Below are 12,472 nucleotides of genomic sequence, written 5' to 3'. Positions count from 1 at the left end.
CTTCGCGGATGACTCAAGCATGCCAGGACGTACGGGTGTTGGGGCACCGCCGAGGGTGTGCGAGTACGGCGGAGCAGGAGGTCCGGGGCGCACAAGGTCACCCACACGGGTGAACGCTGACGGCACGGCCCCGGAACCTCGCTAGGGCGTGTTTCGAAAGTAGCGTCGTTCGCCCGGAGGGCGGGCCCCGCGGCGTCTGGTGCTGGGGGCACCTCCCACGCCCTTCAGGCAGTGGGGGAGCATCGCAAGGCGGAGGGTTGCCCGCGTACTGGATGTACGCGGGCAACCCCGACAACGCGGCGAGGTGCCGTGCCAGGCGTCGCGGGGCTGGGGGCACCTCCCGGCCGAAGGCTGGGGGAGGGACTTTCGAAACACGCCCTAGCCGTCCGCGCGTGCCGTGGCCAGGAGTTCCTCCGCGTGGGCGCGGGCCGTCTCCGAGTCCTCCTGACCGGCCAGCATCCGGGACAGCTCCCGGATCCGCTCCTCGCCCTCCAGGACCTTCACCCCGGACCGGGTCACCGACCCGTCGTTCGTCTTCTCCACCAGCAGTTGGCGATCGGCGAACGCCGCCACCTGGGGCAGATGCGTGACCACCACGACCTGCGCGGTCCTCGCGAGCCGGGCCAGCCTGCGGCCGATCTCGACCGCCGCCTTGCCGCCGACGCCCGCGTCGACCTCGTCGAACAGGTACGTCGGCACCGGGTCCGTCCCCGCGAAGACGACCTCCACCGCGAGCATCACGCGCGACAGCTCACCGCCGGAGGCGCCCTTGGCGATGGGCCGCGGCGGCGCGCCGGGGTGCGGGGCGAGCAGCAGCTCCACCTCGTCGACGCCCGACGGCCCGTACGCGACCACGCGCCCGCCGACCTCGACGCCCTCGGGGTCCTCGCTCTGCCGGATCTCGAACGACACGCGCGCGTGCGGCATGGCGAGCGAGGCCAGCTCGGCGGTCACGGCGGCGGCGAACCGTTCGGCCGCCTCCGCGCGCGCGTCGGTCAACGCCTGGGCGAGGCCGCCCAGTTCACCGCGCAGAGTGTCCCGCTCGGCGGTCAGCTCCCCGATCCGCTCGTCGTCGCCGTCGAGTTCGCCCAGCCGGGCGGCGCTCTGCTCGGCCCAGGCGAGGACGGCGGCCATGTCCGGCCCGTACTTGCGGGTCAGCGCGGTGAGCACGGCGCGCCGCTCCTCGACGGCGGCCAGCCGCAGCGGGTCGGCGTCCAGATCGTCGGCGTATCCGGCCAGTTCCCCGGCCACGTCCCCGAGCAGGATCGCGATCTCCCCGATCCGGTCGGCGAGGCCCGCCAGCGCCGGGTCGTGCGAGCGGACCGCTTCCAGGGCCCGGTGCGCGCCCGCGACCAGGGTGGCCGCGTCGACGCCCTCGGGGTCCTCCGGGTTGCCCACCAGGGCGGCGTGCCCGGCGGTCGCGGCCGACGCGAGGGCCTCCGCGTGCCCGAGCCGCTCGGCCTCCTCGGCCAGCTCCCCGTCCTCACCCGGCCGCGGCTCCACGGCCGCGATCTCGTCGAGCCCGAAGCGCAGCAGATCGGCCTCCTGGGCCCGCTCGCGCGCGCGGGTGGTGATCTCGTCCAGCTCGGCTGTGACGGTCCGTAGCCGCTGGTAGGCCTCGGTGTACCGGGCGAGCGGCGCGGTGACGGCGTCGCCCGCGTACCGGTCGAGCGCCTGCCGCTGCCGGGACAGCTTGAGCAGCCCCTGCTGGTCGGTCTGGCCGTGGACGGCGACCAGTTCGTCGGCCAGTTCGGCGAGCATGCCGACGGGCACGGAACGCCCGCCCAGATGCGCCCGGGAGCGCCCCTCGGCGGAGACGGTACGGCTGATGAGCAGCGCCCCGTCGTCCAGCTCGGCCCCGGCCTCCTCGGCGCGTACGACGGCGGAGGCGCCCTCGCGCACGGCGATCCGCCCCTCCACGACCGCGTTCTTCGACCCGATCCGTACGAGCGCCGGATCCGCGCGCCCGCCGAGCAGCAGACCGAGACTGGTGACGACCATGGTCTTGCCCGCACCCGTCTCACCGGTCACGGCGGTGAAGCCGGGCGACAGCTCGACGACCGCGTCATCGATGACTCCGAGTGACCGTATCCGCATCTCCTCCAACACGCCCATGACCATACGAGGTTTTCCCCGCACGCCGCGACGCCGCCCCCACCTTCACGGGCGAAGCCGCTGGTGAGCGGGGAGATACGGAAGGCCGGGCGTCACCCCTGGGCCACCGGCACGTTGACCCGGTGGCCCAGACGGGACTTCGCAACAGGCCCTAGTGGGGGCGTCCGCGCCACCCGGACACCGGCAGCGCGAACTTGGCCACCAGGCGGTCCGTGAACGACGCGTGGTGCAGCCGGGCCAGGCGGACCGGGACCGCGCCCCGCCGCACCTCGACGCGCGCGCCGCGCGGCAGTTCCACCATCCGTCGCCCGTCGCACCAGAGCACCCCGTGCGGGGTGTCCGGCTGGACCTCCACGGCGAGCACGGAGTCCGGCGAGGTCACGAGCGGCTTGGCGAACAGCGCGTGCGCGCTGATCGGCACCATGAGCAGCGCCTCGACCTCCGGCCACACCACGGGCCCGCCCGCGGAGAAGGCGTACGCCGTCGAGCCGGTGGGGGTGGCGCACACGATGCCGTCGCAGCCGAACCCGGTCACCGGCCGCCCGTCGATCTCCAGGACGACCTCCAGGAGCTTCTCGGCGGAGACCTTCTGCACGGCGGCCTCGTTGAGCGCCCAGTCGACGTGCACGACATCGCCGTTGCGGTGCACGACGACGTCGACGGTCATGCGCTCCTCGACCTCGTACGCCCGCATCACCACCCGGTCGACGACCCGGTCGAGGTCGTCCCGCTCGGCCTCGGCGAGGAAGCCGACCCGGCCGAGGTTGACGCCGAGCATCGGCACCCCGGAGGCGCGGGCGAACTCGGCGCCGCGCAGCAGGGTGCCGTCACCGCCGAGGACTATGAGCAGCTCGCAGCCGTCCAGGCAGCGCGGCGTGGCCTCCTTGACCAGCTCCACTTCCTCGGGCAGCGGCAGATCGGCCGCCTCCGCCTCCAGGACACGTACGCCGATTCCGCACCGCAGCAGCCCCTTGACCACGAGTTCGGCGCTGCGAATGGCCGCGGGCCGCCCGGTGTGGGCGAGCAGGAAGACAGTACGAGCTGGGTTCTGTGTCAACGCGGCCCCTCCGCTACGGCACGGTCTACGTCGGCCGGGTCCAGTGCGGGTGCGCCGGCTCGCAGCCACAGAAAGTACTCGACGTTGCCGGAGGGGCCGGGCAGCGGGCTCGCCGTCACGCCCTTCACGCCGAGGCCGAGTTCGGCGGCGCGCTCGGCGACCCCGCGCACGGCCTCGGCGCGCAACTGCGGGCTGCGGACGACACCGCCGCTGCCCAGGCGCTCCTTGCCCACCTCGAACTGCGGCTTGACCATCATCACCAGGTCGGCGTCCGGCTTCGTGCACCGCACCAGGGCGGGCAGCACCAGGCCGAGCGGGATGAAGGACAGATCGCCCACGACCAGGTCCACGGGTTCGCCGTCGATCGCGTCGAGCGTCAACTCCCGTACGTTCGTGCGGTCCTTGACGGTGACACGGTCGTCGCTCTGGAGCGACCAGGCCAGTTGTCCGTAGCCGACGTCGACGGCGACGACATGGGCGGCGCCCGCGCGCAGCAGGACGTCCGTGAAGCCGCCGGTGGAGGCGCCCGCGTCCAGGGCGCGCCGCCCCTCGACCACAAGCCCCTGCGGTACGAAGGCCGTCAGCGCGCCGGCCAGCTTGTGGCCGCCGCGCGAGACGTACTCGGGGTCGTTGTCGTCCTGGGTGACCACGATGGCGGCGGCGGTCTCCACCTGGGTGGCGGGCTTGGTCGCGACGGTCTTGCCGACACTGACCCGCCCGGCCGCGATGAGCTGGCTGGCATGCTCCCGTGAGCGTGCCAGCTTCCGACGAACCAGCTCCGCGTCCAGACGGCGGCGTGCGACTCCTGCCACGTTCGGTTCAGCTCCTGTTCCCGAGTACCAGAGGGTGTGGGGGCGCCGGAGGTCCCGGCCGGGCGTCGAGCGCGGTGAGCGCGTCACGCAGCCCCTCGTGTACATCCTCGTACACCTCGAGGTGTCCGTCCGTGGCGAGGTGGTCCGCGTCGGCCAGCCGCTCCAGCGCGGCGTCGACGGCGGCGTGGCCGGTGGGGGTCCGGGGCACGCCCAGGGGAACGGCCGGGGGCTCGTTCGCCGGTGCGGGTGCGCCGGGGTCGCACTCCGGCTCGTCCGGTCCCGGAACCACTGCTTCCGCCGGGGCTCTCACCCCGGGCACAGAGTCGCTCATCCCTCGACGCTACCCCGAAGCGCTGGGGTACCGTCGCTCCCGATGGCCACGATCGATGAGTGCCGCAGCGCACTCGACAAGCTCTCGGACAACCTGGCGGGCGCCGACGGGGACGTACGCTCCGCCGCGGCCCTGGACCGCTCGCTCACCTGCCGTATCACCGACCTGGACGTCACCTTCGTCGGCCGTCTCAAGGGCGGCCGGATCGAGGTGCTGCGCACGCTCCCGGGGCCGCCGCCCGAGAAGGCCCAGATACGGCTGACCATGACCGGTGACGACCTGGTGGCGATGGTCGACGGCGAGCTGAACTTCGCGAAGGCCTGGGGCGCGGGCCGGGTGAAGCTGGAGGCGGGCCTGTGGGATCTGCTCCGGCTCAGGAAGCTCCTGTAGCCGCCCCGGCGGGCGCGTCGAGGCGCTGGGCCGCACGCGCGCGTGCGGTGCGTGCGGCGGGTACGACGAGGGGCGTGCCGGTCTCGGGGTCGTCGATGATCTGGCAGCGCAGCCCGAAGACCTCCTCGGCCAGTTCGGCGGTGACGATGTCCTTCGGCGGGCCCTCGGCGACGACCCTGCCGTCGCGCAACGCGATGAGGTGAGTGGCGTACCGGGCCGCGTGGTTGAGGTCGTGCAGGACGGCGACCAGGGTGCGCCCCTGCTGCTCGTGCAGTTCCGCGCACAGGTCGAGCACGTCGATCTGGTGCTGGATGTCGAGGTAGGTGGTCGGCTCGTCGAGCAGCAGCAGCGGGGTCTGCTGGGCGAGCGCCATGGCGATCCACACCCGCTGCCGCTGGCCGCCGGAGAGTTCGTCCACGTACCGGTCGGCCAGTTCGGCGACGCCGGTGTGCGCCATCGACTCCCGTACGACCCGCTCGTCCTGCTCCGACCACTGGCGCAACAGCCCCTGGTGCGGATAGCGACCGCGGCCGACCAGGTCGCCGACGGTGATCCCGTCGGGCGCGATCGCGGACTGCGGCAGCAGGCCGAGGGTCCGCGCGACCCGCTTGGCGGGCAGCGTCTGGATGACCTGCCCGTCCAGGAGCACCTGCCCCCGGGACGGCTTGAGCATCCGGGACAGGGCGCGCAACAGCGTGGACTTGCCGCAGGCGTTGGGGCCGACGATCACGGTGAAGGAGTGGTCGGGGATCTCCACGGAGAGCTGCTCCGCGATCACACGCTGGTCGTAGGCGAGGGTGACGTCGCTTGCGGAGAGACGGTTCACCATGCTCCTCAGGTCGTTCTTGTCCGGCGGTGTGCCGGGTCCGGTGGTCATGTGCGGCCCGCGGTGGTCATATGCGGCCCGCCCGGCGCTCGGTGACGAGCAGCCAGAGGAGGTAGCCGCCGCCGAGGACGCCGGTCACCACTCCCACGGGCAACTGGTCGGCGCCGAAGAGCTGTTGCGACGCCCAGTCGGCGACGACCAGCAAGGTGGCGCCCATGACCATGGAGGTCATCAGGTGGGGTCCGGAGAGGGGGGCGGCTCCCGCGCTCCCCCGGCGGCGGGGAAGGATCATCCGGCGGGCGAGCTGGGGCGCGGTGAGCGCCACGAACCCGACGGGGCCCGCGGCGGCGGTGGCGCCCGCGGTCAGCAGCACCGCGGCGACCATCAGCAGCAGCCGTACGCGCTCGACGCGCACCCCGAGCGCGTACGCGACGTCGTCGCCCATCTCCGTCACCCGCAGCGCGCGTGCCTGGCCGAGAACGAGCGGGACGAGGACGGCCCACAGCGCGAGCAGGGGCCAGACCTGCTCCCAGTCACGGCCGCCCAGCGAACCGGTCATCCAGACAATCGCGCGGGTCGCGTCGACGATGTCGGCCTTGGTGAGCAGATAGCCGTTGACCGCCGTGACGATCGCGGAGACACCGATGCCGACGAGGACGAGCCGGTAGCCGTGCACGCCCTGCTTCCAGGCGAGCAGATAGATGGCCAGTCCGGTCACCAGGCCGCCGACCAGCGCGCCGAGGGCGACCTGGGTGGCGCCGCCGGAGAACAGCACGATCACGACGAGCGCTCCGGCCGTGGAGCCCTGCCCGAGTCCGAGGATGTCCGGACTGCCCAGCGGATTGCGGGAGATGGACTGGAACAGGGCGCCGCCGAGCCCGAGCGAGCCGCCGACCAGCAGCCCGACGAGCACGCGCGGCAGCCGCAGTTCGGTGACGATGAACTCCTGTCGTGCGTCGCCGTCCCCGAGCAGGGTCCGCAGGACGTCCCCGGGCGGGATCGAGTAGTCGCCGGTGCCGATGAGGGCGACGCTCGCGGCGAGCGCGATCAGCAGGAGCAGGGCGACGACCGTGAGGGTGCGCGGGTCGAGCCGGACGGACAGCCCGCCGCGGGTGCGCAGGGTGGTACGGGTGGTCTTCACAGTTGGGCCGTCCTGCGCCGTCGTACGAGGAAGAGGAAGACCGGGCCGCCGATGACCGCGGTCACGATGCCGACCTGGACCTCGGCGGGCCGGGCGACGACCCGGCCGATGATGTCGGCGCCGAGCAGCAGGACGGGCGAGAGCACGGCCGCGTACGGGAGGATCCAGCGCAGGTCGGGCCCGGTGAAGGAGCGGACGACATGCGGGACCATCAGCCCGACGAACACGATCGGCCCGCAGGCGGCGGTGGCCGCTCCGCACAGCACGGTGGCGGCGGCCATCGACAGCGCGCGGGTGCGGTTCAGGTGCGCGCCGAGGGCGCGGGCGGTGTCGTCGCCCATCGCCATGGCGTTCAGCGGGCGGGCGAGGGCCAGCGCGAGGACCGTGCCGACGACGAAGAACGGCAGCACCTGCCGGATGGTGCTGTCGGTGGCCGAGGTCAGCGAGCCCACCGTCCAGAAGCGCATCCGGCCGAGCGCCGCCCCGTCCATGATCATCACGGCCTGGAGATAGCCGTAGAGCGCGGCGCTGATCGCCATACCCGCGAGCGCGAGCCGTACGGGTGTGGCGCCCCGGCTGCCGCCGAGCAGCCAGACCAGCGCCCCGACCAGGGCCGCGCCGAGGAAGGCGAACCACACGTAGCCGCTCAGGCTCGTCACACCGAAGAACGTGATGGCGGTGACGACGGCGGCGGACGCGCCCGCGTTGATGCCGAGCAGCCCGGGGTCGGCCAGCGGATTGCGGGTCAGCGCCTGGAGAACGGCACCGGACACACCGAGCGCGGTCCCGGCGAGCACCCCGAGGACCGTACGCGAGAGCCGGTCGCGGACGACGACATCGGCGTACGTCCCCGAGTCGTGGAACAGGCCGTGCCAGACCTGGTCCAGCGGCAGCTCTCTCGCACCGACCGCGATACCGGCCAGCGCGACAAGCACCAGGAGAGCGACCGAGACGAGAAGCCCGAAGGCCCGTATCGCCCGGCGGTTCGGGGGCGCGGGAGCGTTCGCCACGCGCGGTTCGGGAGGACTGTCGACCAACACGCGATTAGGTTAGCCTAACCTCACTCCGTGTGGGTGATCCGGTACGGTCCCCGGTCCCGCGGGCCCTCCGGGCCGGCGCGATCCGCGCGGGCTCACAGCCCGAGTCGGGCCAGCGCCTTCCCCCCGTCCAGTCGGCACGAGCCCTCTCCGGCCGCTGTCCAGGCCGCCGCGCACAGTGCTCGCAGGGCGTCCAGGGGAGCGCCGTCGCCCGTCAGGTCCAGCCGTTCCTCGCCCGCCGTCGCCGTCCAGCCTCCGCAGCGGAAGCCGGGGCCCACCGGGGTGATCTCCGGCTGACCGGTCAGCAGGCCGCGCAGATCCGCGTCGACGTACGCGGGTCGCTGATGCGGCGGCGCGGCGAGGAGCGGGGCGCCGTCCGTCACTCCCGTGAGGACGAGCAGGGAGTCGACCTCGCCGTTGAACGCCCCCTCGATGTCCGTGTCCAGCCGGTCCCCGACCACCAGTGGCCGCCGCGCCCCGGTCCGCAGGATCGTCTCGCGGTGCATCGGCGGCAGCGGCTTGCCCGCCACCTGCGGCTCGGCGCCGGTCGCGATCCGGACGACCTCCACGGCCGCCCCGTTCCCCGGCGCGATGCCGCGCCCGCCCGGGATCGTCAGATCGGTGTTCGACGCGAACCAGCGCGCCCCGCGTGCGATGGCGTAGGACGCCTCCGCGAACCGCCCCCACGGCAGCTCGGGCCCGCCGTACCCCTGCACCACGGCCACCGGATCGTCCTCGGCCGACTCCACCGGCACCAGGCCCCGCTCGCGCAGCGCGACCCTGAGCCCCTCACCGCCGACCACCAGCACCCGCGACCCGGCGGGCACCTGCTCGCTGATGAGCCGGGCCACGGCCTGCGCCGAGGTGACGACATCCGAGGCCAGCGCCGGTATCCCCAGCTCCGTCAGATGCGCGGCCACCGCGTCCGGCGTACGCAGCGCGTTGTTCGTGACGTACGCCAGGTGCATCCCACCGGCGCGGGCGGTGCCGAGCGACTCCACGGCATGCGTGATCGCGTTCCCGCCCGCGTACACCACCCCGTCCAGGTCGAGCAGCGCCGTGTCGTACGCCGCGCTCAGGGGCCGCGCGCTCGCGGCCGGCCTCGTCCTGACGGTCTGGCTCATGACGATCGCTCCCTTGATTCTTCGCTTTCCCCGATCATCGCTCATGGCACTGACACACTTACGATGCACCAATGGACACTGGAGTCTCGGGGGACGTAACGACGCGCATGGGCCTGGACCTCGCCCCCTTCCGGGGACTGCGTTACGACCCGCATCGCGTCGGCAGCCTGGCGGCGGTCACCTCCCCGCCGTACGACGTCGTCGTACGCCCCGACGGACTGCTCCACCTGGAGTCCGCCGACCCGTACAACATCGTCCGGCTGATACTCCCCCAGGCGACCACCCCCGCGGCCCGCAACCAGCAGGCGGCGGACACCCTGCGCCGCTGGCTGTCCGAGGGCGTCCTCGCGGCCGACGCCGAGCCCGGCCTCTACGTCTACGAACAGCGGGGCGAGGGGCTGCTCCAGCGCGGAGTCATAGGCGCCCTGCGTGTCTCGGAGCCCTCGGAGGGCGTGGTCCTCCCCCACGAGGACGTGATGCCGCATGTGATCGCGGACCGGGCCGCCCTGATGCGGGCGACGTCCGCCAATCTGGAACCGCTCCTCCTGACCTACCGGGGCAACGGTGCCGAGACCGGTACGACGGCCGTCATCGAGCGCACCGCCGCGCGCACGCCCCTGCTGCGCACCACCACGGAGGACGGCTTCTGCCACCGCCTGTGGGCGGTCACGGACCCGGCCGACCTGGCCGAGATCCAGACGGATCTGGCCGGGCACCAGGCCCTGATCGCGGACGGCCACCACCGCTGGGCCACCTATCGGCGGCTGCGCGCGGAGCACGCCTCGCCGAGCCCCTGGGACTACGGCCTGGTCCTGCTGGTGGACACCGCCCGCTATCCGCTGCGGGTCCGCGCGATCCACCGCCTGCTGCACCGCCTCCCGGTGGCCGAGGCGCTGGCCTCGCTCACGGGCCTGTTCCGCGTCCGCGATCTGCACGTCCCGCTGACCAAGGCCCTGGAGATGCTCGCGGAGGCCGCCGCCGTCGGCAACGCCTTCCTGCTCGCGGGCGACGGCACCTTCCATCTGGTCGACCGTCCGAACCCCGATCTGCTGGCCCGTACGATCCCGGCGACCTACCCGGAGGCCTGGCGCACGCTGGACGCGACGGTCCTGCACGCCACGCTGCTGGAGAACGTGTGGCACATCCCGGAGGACTCGCCGGAGCACATCGCCTACATCCACGACACGGCCGCCACGGTCGAGAAGGCGGAACGCGACGGGGGCACGGCCGTGCTGATGCATCCGGTCCGCGAGGAGGTCGTACGGGAGCTGGCCCGCCAGGGCGTGACGATGCCGCGCAAGTCGACGTCGTTCGGCCCGAAGCCCGCTACGGGGCTGGTGCTGCGGGCGCTGTGAACGCGAACAGGGGCGGGATCCTTGCACGGATCCCGCCCCTGTTTCAGGTGTTCTGTGAGCGTCAGCTCTTGTCGCCCTCGGCGTCGGCCTCAGGCGCCTCGGACTTCTCGGACTTCGCCTCGGACTTCGCGGACTCCTCAGGCGTCTCAGACGTCTCAGGCGCCTCAGAGGTCGCGCTGTCCTCGTCCTGGTCGCTCTGGTCGTTCTCGTCGAGCGCGTCGACGAACTCGACCCCGTCCAGCTCGGCGAGCCGGTCGGAGGCGTCGGTGCTGCCGTCCCGGTCCGACTCGACGGTCTTGGCGAACCACTCGCGGGCTTCGTCCTCCCGCCCGACGGCAAGGAGCGCGTCGGCGTACGCGTACCGCAGGCGCGCGGTCCAGGGCTGCACGGAGGTGGACGCCAGCTCCGGGCTCTGGAGCGTCACGATGGCGGCGTCGAGCTGCCCCATGTCCCGCCGGGCACCGGCCGCGACGAGCCGCATCTCGACCTGACCGGCCTTGTCGAGCTTGTGCACCTCGGGCGCACCGGCCATGTCCAGCGCCTTCTCGGGCCGGCCGAGGCCGCGCTCGCAGTCGGCCATGACGGGCCACAGCTCGATGTTGCCGGTCATCCGCCGGGCCGCCCGGAACTCGGCGAGGGCCTCGCCGTACTTCTGGTTGGCGTACGCGGCGAAGCCGGCCGCCTCACGCACGGCGGCGACACGGGACGCGAGACGCAGGGCCACCTTGGAGTACCCGTACGCGCCCTCGGGGTCCTCGTCGATGAGCTTGGCGACCATCACCAGGTTCCTGGCGACGTCCTCGGCGAGCGTCTTGGGCAGGCTCTGCAGCTCCTGCCGTACGTCCTTGTCGATCTCCTCGCCGGTGACGTCCTCGGGGATCGGCAGCCGCTTGATCGGCTCGCGGTCACGGTCGCGGTCCCGCTCGTCACGGAACCGGCCGCCCTCGCGCCGGTCGTCACGCCCGCGGAAGCCACCGGGGCGACCGCCACGGTCGTCGCGACGGGGACCACGGGAGCCACGGTCGTCCCGGCCCCGGAAGCCACCGCGCTCGCCGCCACGGCTGTCCTCACGGCGGAAGCCACCGCGCTCGCCGCCGCGGTCATCGCGACGGTCATCGCGACGGAAGCCGCCACGCTCACCACGGTCGCTGTCACGGCGCTCGTCACGACGGTCGTATCCGGGACGGTCGTCCCGGCGCCCGTACCCACGATCGCGGTCGTCACCACGACGATCGTCACGGCGGTCATCGCGCCGGTCGTCACGACGGGTGAAGCCACGGTCGTCGTCGCGGCGGCCGAAGCCACCACGCTGGTCGTCACGGCGGAAGCCGCGGTCACGGTCGTCGCGGCGCGGACCGGCGGGCCGCTCATCGCGACGCCCGTACCCACGGTCGTCACCACGACGATCGTCACGGCGGTCATCACGCCGGTCGTCACGACGGGCGAAGCCACGGTCGTCGTCGCGGCGGCCGAAGCCACCACGCTGGTCGTCACGACGGAAGCCGCGGTCACGGTCATCGCCGCGACGGTCGTCACGCCGGTCATCGCGGCGGTCGTCCCGACGCCCGTACCCACGGTCGCCACCACGACGGTCATCGCGGCGGTCGTCGCGGCGGGCGAACCCACGGTCACGGTCGTCGTCGCGGCGCCCGAACCCACCGCGGTCGTCGCGGCGGAAGGAGGGACGGTCGTTGTCACGGCGGAAGCCACCGCGCTCGCCACCGCGGTCATCGCGGCGCGGGCCGCCGGTGGGCCGGTCGTCACGGCGGAAGCCCGGACGCCCGCCCCGGTCGCGGTCATCGCGGCGGAAGCCACCGCGGTCGCCGCGGTCACCGCGCTCGCCTTCGCGGCGGTCATCACGGCGATCGTCGCGGCGGAAGCCACGGTCACGGTCGTCACCGCGACGGTCGTCACGGCGGTCGTCGCGACGGCCGTAGCCGCCACGGTCCCCGTAGCCGCCGCGGTCGTCCCGGCGAGGACCCCCGCGGTAGCCGCCACGGTCACCACTGTCCCGTCGGCGCTGATCGCGCTCGGGACGCTCGTCGGCAGGGTTGGGGGACATCGGGGACTCCTGTCTTCGGTACTGCAAAAATCTATTCTCGCGCATCCGGGCACCCGGCGCGCACCGGAAAAACGAAAAGGACCTCTGGTCCCAGCGAGTCGCTGGGACCAGAGGTCCTCCAAAGATTGTTCGGCGGCGTCCTACTCTCCCACAGGGTCCCCCCTGCAGTACCATCGGCGCTGTAAGGCTTAGCTTCCGGGTTCGAAATGTAACCGGGCGTTT

At 72.9% G+C, this 12,472-nt stretch carries 11 protein-coding genes and 1 rRNA gene; 2 read left to right on the top strand and 10 right to left on the bottom strand.

Annotated elements, in window-relative coordinates; genetic code table 11:
• Positions 1 to 378 precede the first annotated feature (378 nt).
• The 4 genes from recN to ACZ60T_RS32160 form a co-directional block, all read right to left on the bottom strand.
• The gene (gene recN, locus ACZ60T_RS32175) at positions 379 to 2,121 is read right to left on the bottom strand and encodes a DNA repair protein RecN (protein ID WP_469669180.1); all 1,743 of its coding nucleotides are present in this window, start codon (positions 2,119 to 2,121) and stop codon (positions 379 to 381) included.
• Between the two features lie 145 nt (positions 2,122 to 2,266).
• Positions 2,267 to 3,172, bottom strand: coding sequence for an NAD kinase (locus ACZ60T_RS32170; protein WP_469669178.1), 906 nt, complete (start codon positions 3,170 to 3,172; stop codon positions 2,267 to 2,269).
• Positions 3,169 to 3,984 carry a TlyA family RNA methyltransferase gene (locus tag ACZ60T_RS32165; RefSeq protein ID WP_469669177.1) on the bottom strand — a complete coding sequence of 272 codons (816 nt, stop codon included), beginning with the start codon at positions 3,982 to 3,984 and terminating at the stop codon, positions 3,169 to 3,171. Before ACZ60T_RS32165 ends, ACZ60T_RS32170 begins: the two co-directional genes overlap by 4 nt.
• A gap of 7 nt (positions 3,985 to 3,991) precedes the next feature.
• Positions 3,992 to 4,315 (bottom strand): hypothetical protein, encoded by a 324-nt coding sequence (locus tag ACZ60T_RS32160; protein ID WP_469669175.1) that lies wholly within the window; start codon positions 4,313 to 4,315, stop codon positions 3,992 to 3,994.
• Between the two features lie 42 nt (positions 4,316 to 4,357).
• Here ACZ60T_RS32160 and ACZ60T_RS32155 point away from each other — a divergent pair, with 42 nt between their 5' ends.
• Complete coding sequence (locus tag ACZ60T_RS32155; RefSeq protein WP_365633284.1) at positions 4,358 to 4,705, top strand: SCP2 sterol-binding domain-containing protein; 348 nt, start codon at positions 4,358 to 4,360, stop codon at positions 4,703 to 4,705.
• Here the strand turns inward: ACZ60T_RS32155 and ACZ60T_RS32150 are convergent.
• The 4 genes from ACZ60T_RS32150 to ACZ60T_RS32135 form a co-directional block, all read right to left on the bottom strand.
• Positions 4,689 to 5,582, bottom strand: a complete 894-nt coding sequence (locus ACZ60T_RS32150; protein WP_469669173.1) for an ABC transporter ATP-binding protein — start codon at positions 5,580 to 5,582, stop codon at positions 4,689 to 4,691. The two genes, ACZ60T_RS32155 and ACZ60T_RS32150, sit on opposite strands and share 17 nt — an antisense overlap.
• A 16-nt stretch (positions 5,583 to 5,598) precedes the next feature.
• Entirely contained in the window at positions 5,599 to 6,672 is a 1,074-nt protein-coding gene (locus ACZ60T_RS32145; RefSeq protein WP_469669171.1) for a FecCD family ABC transporter permease, read from the bottom strand.
• Positions 6,669 to 7,712, bottom strand: coding sequence for a FecCD family ABC transporter permease (locus tag ACZ60T_RS32140; RefSeq protein WP_469669169.1), 1,044 nt, complete (start codon positions 7,710 to 7,712; stop codon positions 6,669 to 6,671). The genes ACZ60T_RS32145 and ACZ60T_RS32140 overlap by 4 nt, the downstream gene beginning before the upstream one ends.
• A 92-nt stretch (positions 7,713 to 7,804) precedes the next feature.
• A complete protein-coding gene (locus tag ACZ60T_RS32135; RefSeq protein WP_469669167.1) occupies positions 7,805 to 8,833 on the bottom strand; it encodes an HAD hydrolase-like protein in 1,029 nt (342 codons plus the stop codon).
• Positions 8,834 to 8,904: 71 nt separating this feature from the next.
• On the opposite strand from ACZ60T_RS32135, the gene ACZ60T_RS32130 reads away from it, so the two are divergent.
• Positions 8,905 to 10,188, top strand: coding sequence for a DUF1015 domain-containing protein (locus ACZ60T_RS32130; RefSeq protein ID WP_469669166.1), 1,284 nt, complete (start codon positions 8,905 to 8,907; stop codon positions 10,186 to 10,188).
• Positions 10,189 to 10,249: 61 nt separating this feature from the next.
• On the opposite strand, the gene ACZ60T_RS32125 is transcribed toward ACZ60T_RS32130, so the two are convergent.
• Positions 10,250 to 11,074: a tetratricopeptide repeat protein gene (locus ACZ60T_RS32125; protein WP_469669215.1), complete on the bottom strand. Its 825-nt coding sequence runs from the start codon at positions 11,072 to 11,074 to the stop codon at positions 10,250 to 10,252.
• 1,303 nt (positions 11,075 to 12,377) lie between these two features.
• A 5S ribosomal RNA gene (gene rrf, locus ACZ60T_RS32120) occupies positions 12,378 to 12,472 on the bottom strand; the annotation flags it as partial.

This window comes from Streptomyces sp. NPDC104371, from assembly GCF_055583785.1.
The sequence above is the reverse complement of the archived record's forward strand: the minus strand, read 5'-3'. Positions and strand labels throughout refer to the sequence as shown.